This window comes from Allohahella sp. A8 (assembly GCF_047946665.1).
GTDB lineage: Bacteria > Pseudomonadota > Gammaproteobacteria > Pseudomonadales > Oleiphilaceae > Allohahella.
Genome location: NZ_CP172312.1, coordinates 1,444,728 through 1,460,789 on the forward strand (window position 1 = coordinate 1,444,728; position 16,062 = coordinate 1,460,789).

The 16,062-nt window shown below is 56.7% G+C and carries 13 protein-coding genes; 6 read left to right on the forward strand and 7 right to left on the reverse strand.

From position 1 onward, the window contains the following. Positions 1-6 precede the first annotated feature (6 nt). Positions 7-1,881: an ABC transporter ATP-binding protein gene (locus tag ACH3PB_RS06650; RefSeq protein WP_416398674.1), complete on the reverse strand. Its 1,875-nt coding sequence runs from the start codon at positions 1,879-1,881 to the stop codon at positions 7-9. Between the two features lie 37 nt (positions 1,882-1,918). Continuing rightward, complete coding sequence (locus tag ACH3PB_RS06655) at positions 1,919-2,314, reverse strand: MAPEG family protein (RefSeq protein WP_416398675.1); 396 nt, start codon at positions 2,312-2,314, stop codon at positions 1,919-1,921. Between the two features lie 171 nt (positions 2,315-2,485). On the opposite strand from ACH3PB_RS06655, the gene ACH3PB_RS06660 reads away from it, so the two are divergent. Genes ACH3PB_RS06660 through ACH3PB_RS06675 form a run of 4 tightly spaced genes read left to right on the forward strand, consistent with a single transcriptional unit; the run spans position 2,486 to position 8,732 of the window. Then, positions 2,486-3,610 carry a CNNM domain-containing protein gene (locus ACH3PB_RS06660; RefSeq protein ID WP_416398676.1) on the forward strand — a complete coding sequence of 375 codons (1,125 nt, stop codon included), beginning with the start codon at positions 2,486-2,488 and terminating at the stop codon, positions 3,608-3,610. After that, positions 3,607-4,263: a TetR/AcrR family transcriptional regulator gene (locus tag ACH3PB_RS06665; protein ID WP_416398677.1), complete on the forward strand. Its 657-nt coding sequence runs from the start codon at positions 3,607-3,609 to the stop codon at positions 4,261-4,263. The genes ACH3PB_RS06660 and ACH3PB_RS06665 overlap by 4 nt, the downstream gene beginning before the upstream one ends. An 18-nt stretch (positions 4,264-4,281) precedes the next feature. Next, on the forward strand, positions 4,282-5,529 hold the full coding sequence (locus tag ACH3PB_RS06670) for an efflux RND transporter periplasmic adaptor subunit (RefSeq protein ID WP_416398678.1): 1,248 nt from the start codon (positions 4,282-4,284) through the stop codon (positions 5,527-5,529). Next, on the forward strand, positions 5,526-8,732 hold the full coding sequence (locus ACH3PB_RS06675; protein ID WP_416398679.1) for an efflux RND transporter permease subunit: 3,207 nt from the start codon (positions 5,526-5,528) through the stop codon (positions 8,730-8,732). Before ACH3PB_RS06670 ends, ACH3PB_RS06675 begins: the two co-directional genes overlap by 4 nt. A gap of 65 nt (positions 8,733-8,797) precedes the next feature. Here the strand turns inward: ACH3PB_RS06675 and cydB are convergent, their stop codons facing one another. From cydB to ACH3PB_RS06700, 5 genes are all read right to left on the reverse strand, one after another. Next, the gene (gene cydB, locus ACH3PB_RS06680; protein WP_416398680.1) at positions 8,798-9,805 is read right to left on the reverse strand and encodes a cytochrome d ubiquinol oxidase subunit II; all 1,008 of its coding nucleotides are present in this window, start codon (positions 9,803-9,805) and stop codon (positions 8,798-8,800) included. Positions 9,806-9,811: 6 nt separating this feature from the next. Then, on the reverse strand, positions 9,812-11,251 hold the full coding sequence (locus tag ACH3PB_RS06685) for a cytochrome ubiquinol oxidase subunit I (RefSeq protein WP_416398681.1): 1,440 nt from the start codon (positions 11,249-11,251) through the stop codon (positions 9,812-9,814). A 94-nt stretch (positions 11,252-11,345) separates the two neighbouring features. Next, on the reverse strand, positions 11,346-12,767 hold the full coding sequence (locus ACH3PB_RS06690) for a class II 3-deoxy-7-phosphoheptulonate synthase (RefSeq protein WP_416398682.1): 1,422 nt from the start codon (positions 12,765-12,767) through the stop codon (positions 11,346-11,348). A 104-nt stretch (positions 12,768-12,871) separates the two neighbouring features. Continuing rightward, on the reverse strand, positions 12,872-13,768 hold the full coding sequence (locus ACH3PB_RS06695) for a hypothetical protein (RefSeq protein ID WP_416398683.1): 897 nt from the start codon (positions 13,766-13,768) through the stop codon (positions 12,872-12,874). Between the two features lie 109 nt (positions 13,769-13,877). After that, positions 13,878-14,102: a VF530 family DNA-binding protein gene (locus ACH3PB_RS06700; RefSeq protein WP_416398684.1), complete on the reverse strand. Its 225-nt coding sequence runs from the start codon at positions 14,100-14,102 to the stop codon at positions 13,878-13,880. Between the two features lie 271 nt (positions 14,103-14,373). Between ACH3PB_RS06700 and ACH3PB_RS06705 the strand changes: the two genes are divergently transcribed. Next, positions 14,374-15,138, forward strand: coding sequence for a glutathione S-transferase family protein (locus tag ACH3PB_RS06705; RefSeq protein WP_416398685.1), 765 nt, complete (start codon positions 14,374-14,376; stop codon positions 15,136-15,138). Between the two features lie 303 nt (positions 15,139-15,441). After that, positions 15,442-16,026 (forward strand): SCO family protein, encoded by a 585-nt coding sequence (locus ACH3PB_RS06710; protein WP_416398686.1) that lies wholly within the window; start codon positions 15,442-15,444, stop codon positions 16,024-16,026. Positions 16,027-16,062 lie beyond the last annotated feature (36 nt).

Below are 16,062 nucleotides of genomic sequence, written 5' to 3' on the forward strand. Positions count from 1 at the left end.
ACCACATCAGGTGCCATAAGCGCCCTCTGCATCGTCAGCCACTTCAGGCTCGGTGGCGCAGCCGATGAACCCACCGGTCTGATGCGCCCACAGCTGGGCGTAGATGCCGCCAGTCCTGATCAGTTCTTCGTGCGGCCCCATTTCCACGATCCGGCCGCTGTCGATAACCACCAGCCTGTCCATTGCCGCGATAGTTGATAGCCGATGCGCGATGGCAATGACCGTTTTATTGGTCATAAGCGTCGACAGGCTGCTCTGGATCGCCGCCTCGATTTCCGAATCGAGGGCAGATGTCGCTTCATCAAGAATGAGTATCGGTGCATCTTTCAGCAGCACCCGGGCAATGGCAATGCGCTGTCGCTGACCGCCTGAGAGCTTCACGCCGCGCTCACCGACCACGGCATCGTAGCCGGTCCGGCCTTGGCTATCGCTCAGCGCACAAATGAAATCATGTGCTTCGGCTTTCTTCGCCGCGTCGATCATCTCTGCTTCAGTGGCATTGGGGCGGCCATACATCAGGTTATCCCGGATCGACCGGTGCAACAGAGAGGTATCCTGCGTGACCATCCCGATGTGCGCACGCAGACTTTCCTGGGTGACGCTACGGATATCCTGCCCATCGATGCGAATGCTGCCAGACTGGATATCATAAAAACGCATCAGCAGATTGACCAGTGTCGACTTGCCGGCGCCCGAGCGGCCAACCAGCCCGACCTTCTCCCCTGCCTTGATCTCCAGTTCGAAGCCGTCGATAACCCCGCTGGCTTTCCCATAGTGAAAACTCACCTTGTCGAAACTGATCGAGCCCTCACGTACACGCAGCGTAGAAGCGTTCGGACTGTCCTGAACGGTCTGTGGCACCGCCAGCGTTTCCATGCCGTCAGTCGCGGTGCCGATGTTTTCGAACAGGGCGCTGACTTCCCACATGATCCACTGCGACATGCCGTTCAGGCGCAGAACGAGACTGATGGCAACAGCGATCGCGCCTACGGTCACCGTCGCGGACATCCACAACGCTATAGACAGCGCCGAGATGGCGAACGCCAGCACGTAGTTGCTGGCCTGAATGCTGACGCTAATGCCCGTGGCCAGACGCATCTGCCGATGAACGGTGTCGAGAAAGCTACCCATGCTTTCGCGGGCGTACTCACTTTCCCGACGCGTATGTGAGAATAGTTTGACCGTTGCGATGTTGGTGTAGCTGTCGACCAGGCGCCCAGTCATCATCGAGCGCGCCTCGGCCTGTTCGGTGCTCACGCGACGGAGCCTAGGCAGAAAGTAGGCCTGTAAACCGATGTATACCGCCAGCCAGATCACGAGTGGGAGGGCCAGAATCAGATCAGCCTGTGCGATAACCACGGTCATGCTGATGAAATACACGGTGACATACACCATGACGTCGAGCAGCTTCATCACGGTTTCCCGAATGGCGAGCGAGGTCTGCATGACCTTGGTGGCAATTCTGCCGGCAAAATCGTCCTGATAGAAGCTCATGCTTTGGCGTAGCAGATAACGGTGCGCGTTCCACCGGATTGCCATCGGGTAGTTCCCCAGCAGTGTCTGATGGATGACAGTCGAATGCAGCAGCAGAAGCACCGGCATCACCACTAACAGCAGGAAGCCGAAGAGAAAGAGCTTCGGCCCCTCTTCCTGTAACAATGTTTCCGGGTTGCGGTTAATGAGCCAATCCACCAGCTGACCAAGCGCCGCGAACAACGTGGCTTCGAGTACTGCGATCATCGCCGTCAGCACTGACATCAGTAGCAGGTACTTTTCTGCGCCGCGGGTGTAATGCCTGCAGAAGGCGAACAGCGTACCAGGCGGCTGTGTCGGTTCTTCAGGCGGGAAAGCCGGTATCAGTCGTTCAAAGAAAGCAAACATCGGGGTCCGGAGTCAGAAAAATTGGGCCTGGGAACCGTCATAGACTGGCGGCGTTGACACACAGCACAAGCAATACTGCAATCTCGAACAGATAAGTAACTGCCGCACCGATCCGTCGCGCCTGAAAGCCTACTGTCAACATGCCATAGGCGTGGCTGAAGCGAGCCAGTGAAAAGGCAATTGTGAGAACAGCGAGCGTGGCACTACCACTGCCGCTCAATGCCGCCACCAGCAGCAGCAGGCCGAAGGGCACGGTGTGTTCCAGCGCATTGGCGTGTGCCCGAATGGCTTTCTTCAGTTCGAGATCATTGCCGTGGCCATTGGAAATATTCTTGCGAATGCGAATACGCGAGACATTCATTGCCAGCATGAAAGCAAGGCCGAAATTGATCACAAAGAATACGAGAAGCCAGGCCATTACAGATGATGTCATGAGCGAAATCCTGAGGGGTTAAAAATTCTGGCATGAGCTTCGCTTGAAATCCCTCGGGAAGTCAAATAACAACAAGACCAACACACGACGTGAAGCGCCCCGGCCGCTCTCAATGACGCGCTCAGCTTTCTTCGTTACACTGAACAACAACAATCAAGGATGCTTTACCCCATGGTTCAACTGCTGCTTTTTGGCATATTGTCTATCGTTGTTTCGTTTCTCTGCTCAATACTCGAGTCGGTACTTCTGAGTGTCACGCCAACCTTCGTGGACCTGAAGAAGAAGGAGCAGCACAAGTGGGCGCTCACCCTGGAGTCCTTCAAGAACAACATTGACACGCCCCTGATCGCCATCCTCACGTTGAATACTGTTGCGCATACTGTTGGTGCAATTGGCGTGGGTGCCAGCGCCGAGGCCGCTTTCGGTACCGGCGATAACGTGGTGGGAATCGTATCGGCTGTAATGACCGCCCTGATACTCATCGTCTCGGAAATCATTCCGAAAACCATAGGCGCCACATACTGGAAGCCACTCGCTGGGCCAGCGACCCGCATACTGCAGCTCTTCATCTTTCCACTGAAATGGACGGGTGTAATCTGGTTCCTTCGACTGACGACGCGCTTGATCGGCAAGGATGCACATGTGAGCGTGATGTCTCGCGCCGACTTCAGTGCCATGACCGAAATGGCCGATCGTCACGGGGTTTTCGACAAGAACGAGAGCACGGTCATCCATAATCTGCTGCGCTTCTCGGAGATTCTTACCAAGGACATCATGACCCCGCGCTCTGTCATGAAAGTGGCCAACGCCGAGCAGAAGGTCGTCGACTTCCATGAGCAGAACCCTGCGCTGCGCTTCTCCCGCGTACCGATCTACAAGAATGACCTGGAAAACATCATCGGTATCGTTTTGAAGGACGAGGTGCTGGAAACCATCGTTAATGATGGTGGTGACAGACCGCTGGCCTCCATCAAGCGGGACATCATGGTGACCACGCGCGATACTCCCCTGCCTGAACTCTTCGAAAAGCTGGTCGGTGAGCGTACGCACATTGCGCTGGTGGTCGATAGTTATGGTTCGGTTAGCGGTCTGGTGACCATGGAAGACATTATCGAAACCTTGCTTGGCCTTGAGATCATGGATGAAAGTGACGACGTGGCTGACTTGCAGCTGCTGGCGCGTCGGAATTGGGAAGCGCGTGCAAAGCGCATGGGACTCGCTGTCGCGAGTGAGAGTGCTGCGGCCAGCACTAGCACGCATGAGACCGAAGGCCAGCAGCCGGAGCCTTCCGCATGAGCAGGCCGATTGACGATGCGGCAGCACCTGAGCGTGGTAGTCTGGCTGAACGCTTGATCATTGCAGCGGAGAAGCTGATCGAATGCCAGGGTGATTTCGAGTTCTCCATGCGCGGCCTGGCAGCCCATGTGGGCGCTAGCCCAATGGCGGCTTATTGTCATTTTGACAACAAGATCAACCTCTTGCAGGCCGTGGCCGGGCGCGGCTTCTATCGGCTACAGCATGCCACCCAGAACGCTGTCCGCAGCGCTGGCGACGATCCTCTGCAGCAGCTCGAGAATGGTGGCGTGGCTTATGTGCAGTTCGGCTACGGCAATCCGGCCCTCTATCGACTCATGTTTGGTCCCACACTTGTTGCTGAAACCACGGCCTGTTTCGAGAAAGCTCGACACGCCGGCTGGAGCGTCCTCGCCGATACGATGCAACGCTGCGCCGAGCGTGGCTATATCAATGCTGAGGACGTTGAACGACAGGCTGTATATGCGTGGTCGATGTCCCATGGCCTCACGATGCTGATGATCGATCGCTCTGTACACATGTTTCACGATCTGAGCCACAAGCCCTGCGACATCGAACAATTTATCCGTTGTGGCATTCAGCAGATGTGTGCGAGCATCCGCTATCTCAAGCCAGAATCGTCAGAGAGCTGTTGACCCACCTGAGGAATGACCATGAATGAACCCCCTGATTTGCGGCCGCCCTCAGCGCTGACGCATTATGGTTCTCGAACGCTGGTGCTATTGATGATGATAGCCGTCGGTGTTTTTTTTGGTGGCTCACTTTACGCTGTACGCTCGGAGGAAGTGGCACAGTCACCCAAGCCGCTGCCGGTGAGTGTGGTCAAGGTTCATGAGCAGGATAGTTTCGTAGCGACACATAAATACGCAGGGCGAATAGCAGCTGGGCAGGTATCCGATCTGGGCTTTCAGCTCTCTGGCGAGGTAGTCGAGCTGCTCGTCAATGAGGGCAGTCAGGTCAAGGCCGGCGCGGCCCTGGCTCGGCTGGATACGCAGCGTGCCGAAGAAAACCTTAATCAGCTGAGGGCCCAGCGAAACGAAGCTGAATCCACGCTTCAGCAAGCGGAGTCGAGCCTGCGTCGCGTACAGGACCTGATCGGCAAAGGCTTCGCCAATCAGCAGGATCTCGATGATCGAAGGGCTCAGCGAGATGGCCTCCGTGCTCGCATAGTGGCCATAGACTCGAACATTCGCGTGGCTGAACGTGATCTTGAAGACAGTACGCTATTCGCGCCTTTCGCCGGACAGATTCTGCAGCGATTCGTCGACCAAGGCTCTGTCGTTCAGGCCGGCCAGCCGGTGCTGCGGCTCAATCAGAGTGGAGCACTCGAAGCCCGCATCGGCGTACCGGTCAATGCCAGGAAGCGTGTGAGCGAAGGCGAGAAATTCAGATTGACCGCAGGCGGCCTTGAAGCTGAAGGCACCGTCACAGCCCTTGTGTCGGACGTCAATACGGGTACTCGCACACTGACCGCCATACTTCGGATCGAGAATGATCCAGGCTTCGTGCCCAGCGATCTCGTCCGACTCGAACTCGATGAGGTCCAGCGACAAACCGGCATCTGGGTGCCTGCCCATGCCCTGAACGAAGGCCTGCGTGGCTTGTGGTCGGTTTACGTGGCCGTGCCAGTTGACGACAGTAACGGCGGCCAGGCGAAAGAAGCCCCAGCAGACTCGGTCCATGAGCTGGTTCGCAAGGATGTCGAAGTGCTGGCGGTGCAGTCCAGGCAGATCTATGTGCGCGGCACGCTGGAGGACGGCGACCTGGTGGTGGCCGATTCCACCATGCGTTTCGTGCCAGGGCAGCGTGTCGAGGTCGTCAACCGCTCTACGCTTTCGGATGCTCAAGTGCCTGATACTGTGGCACCTGACGCCTCATCGCCCGAGGCAGCAATACAGTGACCGCTTTCTTCACCAATACCAGATTACTGATACTGACGATCATACTCATCCTGGTCTCTGGTCTGAGCGCGGTGCTCACCATGCCGCAGGAGGAAGACCCCAAGGTTCTCAAGCGTAATATATTGGTGCTGACGACTTATCCTGGGGCTAGCGCCGAGCGTGTGGAGCGCCTGGTCACGGAGAAAATCGAGAACAAGCTGCGTGAGATTGCCCAGGTCGACAAGATCCGCTCGGTGTCCAGTGCTGGACTCTCGAGCGTTACGGTTCAACTGCTTGATGCCGTAACCGATAACGGGCCCCCATTCGCTGACATTCGCGACGCGCTGGATGAAGTCACACCATTTTTACCTGCCGGGGCGTCCGCCCCGCTCTTTAACGACGATCGAGGTTACGCCTATACGCTCATGGCCGCGCTGACCTGGGATGCTGCCAGCGAACCCAATCTGCTTATCGTCAAGCGCCTTGCACAGGAGTTGCAGGACCGTCTTCGAAAGGTGGCTGGCACAGAGTTGGTAGCGCTCTATGGTGCCCCTGAAGAGGAGGTCGTCGTCGAAGCCAATGCGGCAGTAACCGAATCACTGGGACTGGGAAAGCGTGATATCGCCCGCACGATTGCCGCGTCTGACGCCAAGATCGCAGCTGGCGTATTCAGAGGCAGCGAAAGCGAATACCTGTTGGAAGTGCGTGGCGAACTCGACACGCTCTCCAGACTGGCCGAAGTGCCCGTTCACGAGGATAGCAGTGGCGCAATTGTCAGGGTGGCCGACATTGCCACCGTCCGACGTCAGCTGAAACAGCCACCGGATAGCCTCGCGATTGTCAGAGGTGAGCCAGGTGTGGTCGTTGCTTCACGCATGATGACCCCAGCCAGAATCGGTGACTGGACCGATCGAACACGCCTGGCGCTGGATGATTTTCGCAAGGACTTACCTGCAGGCATACAGCTCAAGGTCATTTTCGATCAGAATGCCTATGCCAGCGAACGCTTCGGCATACTGACCGATAATATCCTGCTCGGTATCGTGCTGGTCTGCTCCGTGCTGTTCTTCACCCTCGGTTGGCGCAGTTCGCTCATTGTCACTGCCGCTATTCCGCTGACCGCCCTGAGCGCTCTTTTCGTGCTCAACCTGTTCGGCATTCCCATTCACCAGATGTCGATTACCGGGCTGATTGTCGCTCTTGGCCTGCTTGTGGACGCTGCCATTGTCATGACCGATGCGATCAGACGACGGCTACTCGATGGCCTCACGCCCCTGGCAGCCGTGAGGATTTCGATACGACGACTGTGGATCCCGCTGTTGAGCTCGACCCTCACAACCATTATTGCTTTCATGCCGATAGCGACCATGCCGGGTGGTGCGGGAGAGTTCGTCGGCCCCCTCGCGTGGTCGGTCATCATCGCGCTCGTTGTCTCCTATCTGCTCGCAATTTCCATCGGCGCAGCGCTCAGCGGGTTTTTCCTGCCATCAAAGGTGCAGCCGTATATCGGTCGTGAGCGCGAAGCACCCTTTCTGGTAACTGGTCTGAGCATGCCACGGCTAGGCGCGGCATTCAGTCGCCTGCTCGATGCCAGCCTCAGAGCGCCGGTGGTCTCCATCGTCGGCTCGATGGTGCTCCCGTTGATTGGCATCGTCTGTATACAGACACTGCCGCAGCAGTTTTTTCCGAATGCCGATCGAAACCAGTTTCACATTCAGATGCGTCTGGCACCACAGTCACCTGTCAACCTGACGGTGGATGCCATCGAGCAGGCCAATGAATATCTGCTCGCGCAAAAGGATATTGTCAGCGTCGACTGGTTTGCGGGCAGCTCGGTACCGGCGTTCTACTACAACCTGCTGCAGAACCAGGATGGTCAGTCCAATTTTGCTGAAGCAATGATCGAAACCACATCACTGGCGGGTATTGAAGCGCAGATGCGCCGCATACAGGAAGATCTCGGTCAGGCGCTGCCTAACGCCCAGGTGATCGTTCGGCAGATCCTGCAAGGCCCGCCCACCCAGGCGCCCATAGAACTCCGTGTGTTAGGCCCAGATATGCAAACCCTTCAGGAAATCGGCGAACATGCCCGCCGGCTATTTTCCCAGGTGCCCGAGATTACGCATACATTTGCCAGCCTGAGTGGTGGCGAGCCAAAGCTCTGGCTGAACGCCGACGAAGACGCCGCGAGACAGGCACAACTTTCCCTGACCGACATTGCCACCACCCTGAACGACGAACTGAGTGGTGTCTCGGGCGGCAGTATCGTTGAGGGCGCCGAACAGCTACCCATACGGGTATTGCTGAACAATGAGGCACGTGCGGACTTCGAAGAATTGACATCCCTGAGCATTCTACCGGCCCTCGCTGCCCGCCAGGGGCCGCCTGACACCAACGCCAGACAGTCGGACCCGACATTCCGCGCCACCCCACTTTCAGCGCTAGGTGATCTGAGCCTCGAACCATCAGCCAGCCGTATTGAGCGCTTCAATGGCGAACGAGTGAATGCTATCAAGGGCTATGTTCAGGCTGGCACCCTGCCCTCAACGGCCGTCAGGCATTTTGAAAAGCTGGCGAAGGAACAGGGGCTTGAAATTCCCCCGGGCTATACCCTGCAGTGGGGCGGCGATGCAGAGGCGCGAAGTGATAGCGTGGGTGATCTGCTGGCAAAGGTGCTGCCGCTTTCTGTGCTCATGCTTGCAACGATAGTGCTGACGTTCTCGAGCTTCAGGCTATCGGCGATCGTCGTGATCGTGGCGGTACAAGCGGCGGGACTCGGTATGCTAAGCCTTACCCTGGCTGGCTATCCGTTCGGGTTCATATCGATCATAGCGATCATTGGTACCGTTGGCGTCGCCATCAACGCAGCAATCATTATCATATCAACGCTGCGCCTTGACCGCTCAGCCTGTAAAGGTGATCGTACGGCGGTCGCGCGTGGCGTCATGGAGACGACGCGACATATCAGCTCGACCACCATCACCACCTTCGGCGGATTTCTGCCACTACTGTTGTCCGATGGGGGGTTCTGGCCGCCGTTCGCCACGGTAATTGCTGGCGGCGTTATCCTGTCGACCATCATCTCGTTCTTCTTCGTGCCTCAGGCCTTCCTGCTGATCAGTCAATGGCGGCCGATCAAGGTGATTGAAGAAGAACCGGATGCGCCTGAAGAGCGTGAGCTGCGCTTGCTTACAGCCCCATCCCCAAGCGGATCAGCCAGCTGATCCCCAGCAGGGCGGCAACCCCGCCGCCCCAAAGCATCAGGAACCACAGTCCGCGGCGCCAGCGCTCAGACATGGTCGGCATGATAGAGGTTGGCCTTGTCCAGCTTGCCGCGAAACACCCAGTAGGAATAACCGGTATAGGCCAATATCATCGGGATCAGTACAGCGCTGCCAACCAGCAGGAACAGCAGGCTGTCGTCCGGCGCAGCGGCCTGCCAGATGTTCACAGAGTGCGGCACCATGTACGGAAAGATGCTGATGCCGAAGCCCATACCCGACAGGATGAACAGGGCAATCGTGGCGAAGTAAGGCAGCCTTTCTGATCGCAGGGCCAGGGCCTTGAGTAGTCGCCAGGCTGTATAGGCTGCAAAGATTGGCAGCAATATAAACACGATGGTGTTGGGAAAACTGAACCAGCGCAGCTGGATCGATTCGAATGCCCATGGCAGGTACACGCTTGCGAAACCAATACAGCCGAGCAAAACGTAAACCGAAAGCTTTGCGATTCGGTACTGCCTGTCCTGCAGCGGCCCCGAGGTCTTCAGTATCAGCCAGGTCGAACCCAGCGCCACATAACCCGCTACCACCGCGAAGGCACAGAAGATACTGAAGGGTGTCAGCCAGTCGAACCAGCCGCCAGCGTAGGCCCTCCCCTCGACCTTGATACCCTGCAGAATCGCCCCGAGCATCAGCCCCTGCATGAGCGCGGCCACCAAAGAGCCGGCAAAAAAGCTCCAGTCCCAGATATAGCGGCCACGCTTGGTCTTGAAGCGAAATTCGAAGGCGACGCCGCGAAACACCAGCGCCAGCAGCATGATGATCAGCGGCATATACAGCGCCGGCATGATGATCGCGTACGCCAGCGGGAATACCGCAAACAGTCCGCCGCCGCCAAGCACCAGCCATGTCTCATTGCCATCCCAGACCGGAGCGATGGTATTGATCATGATGTCCTTCTCGCCTGCCGAACCGGTCGGGAAAAGGATGCCCACGCCAAGGTCGAAGCCATCGAGTACAACGTACATGCCAACTGCGAAGGCCAGTATGCCGGCCCATATCAATGCCAGATCCATCGCTATCTACTCCCTGTGCTCGCGTTCATCGATAACCTCATCGGGCCGCATGCTCGCTGCTGGTGTAACGCCTGACGCCCTGTCCGGCGTGCCGCGTTCGACGCCTTTCTCGTGAAGGCTCGGCCGATGCTTCATTTTCCGAACGATATAAAAGGTGCCAGCGCCGAAGACCACGAAATACACAACAATGAAAGCCAGTAGAGACGCAGCCACTCCTGGGGCCCCTATGGGCGACACCGAGTCGGCAGTCTTCAGCAGCCCATAAACCGTATAGGGCTGCCTACCCACCTCGGTCGTGATCCAGCCAGCAATGACCGCAACAAAGCCAGCCGGCGCAATCGCTACAGAGAGTTTCAGCAGCCAGCGATGATCGAACAGTTGCTTGCGCAGGCGCAGCACGAAAGCAGCCAGCCCGACCGCGATCATCAGCATGCCGATGCCAACCATCACCCTGAAGGTCCAGAAGATGATGCTCGAGTTCGGCCGCTCATCCTTTGGAAAATCCAGCAGGCTGGGCACTTCTCCGGTCAGGCTGTGCGTCAGAATGAGACTGCCGAGATAGGGAATGCCAATGGCGAAATGGGTAGTCTCTTCCTCCATGTCCGGGATACCAAACAACAGGAGCGGCGCTCCACCCTCATGCTTTTCGAAGGTGCCTTCCATGGCAGCCACTTTGGCAGGCTGGTGCTCCAGCGTATTCAGGCCATGAAAATCTCCGATGACCAACTGGGCAGGCGCTACCAGCAAGGCCATCCACATCGCCATCGAAAACATCAGTCGAGCCGGTCGATTGCGTTTGTCGTGAAGCAGGTGCCATGCTGCCACACCGCCGACGACAAAGGCCGTGGTGAGATAGGCTGCGGTTACTGTATGCAGAAATCGATAGGGAAAACTCGGGTTGAATATGATGGCAAGCCAGTCCTCAGGAATGAACTGGCCGTCCTCATTCATGCCGTAGCCGGTCGGCGTGTGCATCCAGCTGTTTACCGACAGGATCCAGAACGCAGAAATCAGCGTGCCGATTGCGACCATCAGGGTGGCCGCAAAATGCAGTCTGGGCCCCACCCGCTTTTCACCGAAGAGCATGACGCCGAGGAAGCCTGCTTCCAGGAAGAAGGCTGTCAGGACCTCGTAGCCCATCAGTGGGCCAAGCACAGGGCCCGTCTTGTCTGAAAAGACGCTCCAGTTGGTGCCGAACTGGTAACTCATGACTATGCCGGAGACGACACCCATGCCGAACACCACGGCGAAGATTTTCAGCCAGAAGCGAAAGGTCTGAATATAGATTCGTTTGCCAGTCCTGAGATACAACCCATTGAGCACCGCCAGGTAACTGGCCAGGCCGATGGAAAAGGCTGGAAAGATAATGTGGAACGCGATGGTGAAGCCGAACTGAATTCTGGCGAGCAGTAACGCATCCAGACTGCTGAGAGCCAGGTTTTCCATAACAACGATGCCTCGGGTAGCTACAACTGAAAGGCGACGCACATATCCATGTGCGTCGAACTCAGTCTAACTACGCCGAAGGCACCGACAGGGTTCAGACTGACAGGGTATCTTCAGCAAAAAAACCGGCTACGCAAAAAGCCAGTTCAAGCACCTGGTCGGCATTGAGCCGCGGGTCGCACTGCGTCATGTAGCGTTGCTGCAGATCGGTCTCGGACAGGGCGTAAGCACCACCAACACATTCGGTCACGTGCAGACCGGTCATCTCGAGATGTATACCGCCTGGCCAGGCGCCCGCTTCGCTCAAAACTGTGAAGAAACTACGGATTTCGCTGAGAATATTATCGAAAGAGCGGGTCTTGAAGCCGCTGCCGGTCTGCTGTGTATTGCCGTGCATCGGATCGCATGACCACACGACCTTGTGGCCTGACTTCTGTACAGCCTCGACCAGCGCTGGTAGTCGATCGCGCACCTTGTCGGCGCCCATTCGGCTGATCAGCGTGAGTCGGCCTGCTTCATTGGTAGGGTTCAGCGCCTCGATCAGTGCCAGCAATTCCTCGGGCGTGATGGTCGGACCGATCTTCACGCCAATCGGGTTCTCGATACCTCTGAAGAACTCGACATGGGCGTGGTCGAGCTGACGGGTTCGCTCGCCGATCCAGACCATATGAGCCGAACAGTCATACATGCGACCAGTAAGCGAGTCCTGCCGGGTGAGCGCTTCTTCATAATGCAGCAGCAGTGCTTCATGCGATGTGTAGAAGTCGGTACGGTGCAACGACGGCGTATTCTGGCTGTTGATGCCAACCACCTCCATGAACGCCAAAGCATCACGAATGTTATGGGCAACCTGCTCATAGCGCTCACGCAGCGGATTGTTTTCGAGGAAGGTCAGGTTCCAGCGGCTAACTTCGTGCAGATCGGCGAAGCCGCCGTTGGCGAAGGCACGCAGCAGGTTGAGCGTGGCCGTTGACTGGTGATAGGCAGTGAGCATACGCATCGGGTCGGGAATTCTTGCCTCGGGCGTAAACTCGGCGGCATTGATGATGTCACCGCGATAGCTTGGCAGGCTCTGCCCGTCCACCGTTTCCATATCGGCTGATCTGGGCTTGGCGAACTGTCCGGCCAGACGCCCTACTTTCACCACCGGCAATTTTCCCGCGTAAGTCAGCACGATGGCCATTTGCAGGAACACTTTGAAAGTGTCGCGGATACCCTGGGTAGTGAAGTCCCTGAAGCTTTCCGCGCAATCGCCACCCTGCAGGAGAAAGGCCTTGCCTTCAGCCACATTGGCCAGCTGCGCCTTGAGATCCCGGATTTCCTGCGCGAACACCAGAGGCGGCTGTTTGCGCAAGGCGGCCTCGGCCGCCGTGAGCGCTTCCGCGTCGTTATAGGTCGGGTGCTGCAGGACCGGCTTGTCGCGCCAGCTCGAAGGCGTCCAGTCTGAAGCGACTGATGCAGTCTGCTCGCGCCCCTGGCTCGAGTTCTGTTTCAGTGTTCGATCTGGTGTCTTCATGTGCAACCGCGGCCTCTTTGATGTTGGGTTAGCCGATCAGATTACCAGAAAATGGCCTGCCGAATACAGCCTGAGGGCAAGGCATGCCGAGCCGCGGTAGGGCTTTAATTTGCGGCCAGCGCAGTTAGCTCCACCTTTTCTACCCGTATGGCGTCAGCCTCATCATAAAAGGCGTACACAGCGTTGGCGGCCTGCCCTATTGAGGCCGGCACTGCCTCGAGTTTGATAGTAGCCACTTCTTTTAACTCGCTGTCATAGCGTACAAGCTGATCGGCCCGCAGCACGATCATAAAACCGTCTCCAAAGGCGACATCATCGGCCGTACCGGTAATCTGCCCTGCAAAGCTCAGATCGTGGGTGTAGTACAGCACGCCGGCACTATCCAACAGACGGTCCTGCTCTGGAAAAATGAACAGCGAAGAGGCTTGCGGCAGTTCATCCTGATAGAAGCTTTCTATCGAGCTAATGACGGTGCCGGCATCCGTTACCCGAATCTTGCCGATGTCCGAAGGATCGGTGCCCGTCGCTCGCATGAAGACGGCCGATTGCAGATCAGAGCCAATGATCGCAGTGCCCTTCGAGGGCAGTAAGACACCTGTTGCCGCTGTATTGGGATCAAGGCCGACACTGAGCAGACCCTTTTCGCCCAGATTTAGATAGGCCACGCTGTTGACGATCTCGATTTCGCTAAGTTCGCCCTCGGTCAAGGTAAGGAAGGTGCTTTTCAGTGTCGTCGTATCTATCACATCAGCGTTGTCGTGGTATCCGATAACCAGGCGCCCGTCCTCGACCGCTATGGCACGAGGAATGCCCGAGAGCGCGATCTCCGGCAGAAAGGTTTCCGCTGCCATGTCATATCTCACGACCTTGTCAGGCGAGGTATAAGTGAAGTAGGCGACGCTACCGTCTATCTGCACATCGACCAGGGCCGCTAGAGCTGGAAGGGAGAAGACGCTGAAAATGCCTACAGCGACGGAACAAATCCGGCAAGCGCTTGTCATGAGCAGTCCCTTTGGTTGGCTAATCGTCGCAGAGGCAAACCCTTTACGAACTGTAAAGCAATGTAAACGGACTGTAACAACTGTTCAATTATTGAACTGTCAAAAGTTGTCAAATCTGCGAGAAGGTCCTCACATAAAGCTGCTCTACCTTCTCCCTCGCCCAAGGCGTACGCCGCAGGAACTTCAGGCTGGACTTTACGGACGGCTCGGATTTGAAACAGTTGATATTGATTCTCTCGGCAAGGCCCGGCCAGCCGAAATGCTCGGAAAGGCGGGTCACGATTTGCTCCAGGGTGATGCCGTGCAGCGGGTTATTCGGTTGTTTGTCGGTCATGATGTCGCTCGTGCTAGTTCCGCTCATTATACCGCTAATGCGCTTTAGATATTACCGCTCGGCGAATTCAACTACACTGAAAGGACGGGGCGCAGTCGCCTTTTCATGGTCAACTCGAGGATATGGAAATGAGCAAAGAACAGAGAAGCGTAAAGGAAACAAAGAAAAAGCCTGCCATGACGGCCAAGGAAAAGAAGGTGGCGAAGAAGCAGAAGAAAGACGCTTCGTAAGGCCTTAGCCTCCTCCATTTTACATAGCTGAGACAAACTTGATGACCAAAGCGGACTACACCCTCTATACCTTCGCCATGTCGCACTACAGCGAGAAGATCCGCTGGAGCCTGGATCATATGAAACTGCCATACCGGGAAGTTTGTATGACGCCAGTCTTCCACATTGTACCTGCACTGCGTATGGGTGGACGCAAGCAGACCACCGTACCTATTCTCGTGACCCCCGAAGCCTCCATTCAGGACAGTGCCCGCATACTGGACTGGCTGGAAACTCATCATGGGCCCCTCGATCTGATTCCTGCGGCGCTGCGGGACGAGGTCATGGCTGTCGAAGCGCGATTCAACAAGATTGGTCGGGATGTCGCCCGCTTTTTATATGCCGCAGGGTTTGGCGAGGGTGACGACTATATCGTCAAGCTTTGGACCGACCACGCGAGCGCTGGGCAGGCCTTTGTGATACGGCATAGTTTTCCACTCATCAAATGGTCGCTGAAGCGCCAGCTGAAGATTAACGAGGCCGGGGTTGCCCGTGCTCGCAAACGAATCGGCGATGAAATCGAATGGCTGGAGGCCCGGCTGAATAGCGGTCATCGTTTTCTGGCCGGTGATCAATTCACGGCTGCTGATATCACGGCAGCGTCACTGCTCGCCCCGCTGGCCTGTCCTGATCAGCACCCGGTTTACCGGGCGCCGGAGTACAAATCGATCATGCGTGAAGCGATAGAACCTTGGCGTGACAGTGCGGCGCTTGATTGGGTGCGAAAACTGTACAGCCAGGACCGTGGCGAAATAAAATTCCAATAAATTCAGTATCCTTGCTATCCAAAGCCCCCGACTTCCCGTAAGCTTTGTCCAATCAGCCTAGGCCGGAAGATCGATATCTCCGGTCCGGTCTGCTGGTGTTTTTCGCCGCAGTGAATGTACTGCTGAAAGACACCGATAATCCGCAGTAGAAGTCCCCCGAAGACCGCAGTAGAAGTAGCCCAGGTTTTACATACATCGCACGCGCATTGCGCCTGATCCGAGGGGCCACGCCCGCGAGCGTGCCTGCCTGTTTCAGTAGCGTTCAGCATTCTGCCTATCCCAACAAAATTGAAGAGGCAATTGATGAATCCCGGTTTTGTGTTCGTTCTTTTTCTCTTGTTCAGTTCTCACTCCGCAGCAGCTGCGAGCCCCTCGGGCACCGACTCCACCTCGTCATATCCCTGGCAGCATAGGCTGATCAACCACGAGGGGCAGTCTTTCTCGCTGGCTGATTACAATGGGCAGACGGTGCTGTATAGCTTCTTCTATACCGGCTGTTCGTCGATTTGCCCTACCCAGACTTATGAGCTCACGCGCATTCAGCAGCTGTTGCCGGATGCGCTGAAGCTGTCGGTGCAGTTTGTATCCGTTTCGGTGGATCCCACCACAGACTTTCCCGAAACCATCAAGGCCTATGCGCAACGCTTCGGTATTGACTTCACGAACTGGCAGTTCAGTACGACTCGGGATGAACACACCTTGCGCGACCTGCTCGGGAAGATGAGGGTACAGGTTGTCGAGGCGCCTGAGAGCGGGGAGATCGATCACAGCCCTACCCTGTTCCTGGTGGACCGCAGTGGTCGAATTATTCAGCGCTATCTCAGCACCCGTATCGACACGCAACGAATCGCCCAGGACATCGCAGCGGCTGACAGGATTTTCAGATAGCCGCAACAGACAGATACGCTAATCAATAAGGGAGAA

Coding starts and splice junctions, on each gene's coding strand:
- ACH3PB_RS06665 (WP_416398677.1), top strand. CDS start 3,607: ATGAGCAGGCCGATTGACGATGCGGCAGCACCTGAGCGTGGTAGTCTG.
- ACH3PB_RS06685 (WP_416398681.1), bottom strand. CDS start 11,251: ATGGAAAACCTGGCTCTCAGCAGTCTGGATGCGTTACTGCTCGCCAGA.
- ACH3PB_RS06710 (WP_416398686.1), top strand. CDS start 15,442: ATGAATCCCGGTTTTGTGTTCGTTCTTTTTCTCTTGTTCAGTTCTCAC.
- ACH3PB_RS06650 (WP_416398674.1), bottom strand. CDS start 1,881: ATGTTTGCTTTCTTTGAACGACTGATACCGGCTTTCCCGCCTGAAGAA.
- ACH3PB_RS06660 (WP_416398676.1), top strand. CDS start 2,486: ATGGTTCAACTGCTGCTTTTTGGCATATTGTCTATCGTTGTTTCGTTT.
- ACH3PB_RS06700 (WP_416398684.1), bottom strand. CDS start 14,102: ATGACCGACAAACAACCGAATAACCCGCTGCACGGCATCACCCTGGAG.
- ACH3PB_RS06695 (WP_416398683.1), bottom strand. CDS start 13,768: ATGACAAGCGCTTGCCGGATTTGTTCCGTCGCTGTAGGCATTTTCAGC.
- ACH3PB_RS06690 (WP_416398682.1), bottom strand. CDS start 12,767: ATGAAGACACCAGATCGAACACTGAAACAGAACTCGAGCCAGGGGCGC.
- ACH3PB_RS06670 (WP_416398678.1), top strand. CDS start 4,282: ATGAATGAACCCCCTGATTTGCGGCCGCCCTCAGCGCTGACGCATTAT.
- ACH3PB_RS06705 (WP_416398685.1), top strand. CDS start 14,374: ATGACCAAAGCGGACTACACCCTCTATACCTTCGCCATGTCGCACTAC.
- cydB (WP_416398680.1), bottom strand. CDS start 9,805: ATGGATCTGGCATTGATATGGGCCGGCATACTGGCCTTCGCAGTTGGC.
- ACH3PB_RS06655 (WP_416398675.1), bottom strand. CDS start 2,314: ATGACATCATCTGTAATGGCCTGGCTTCTCGTATTCTTTGTGATCAAT.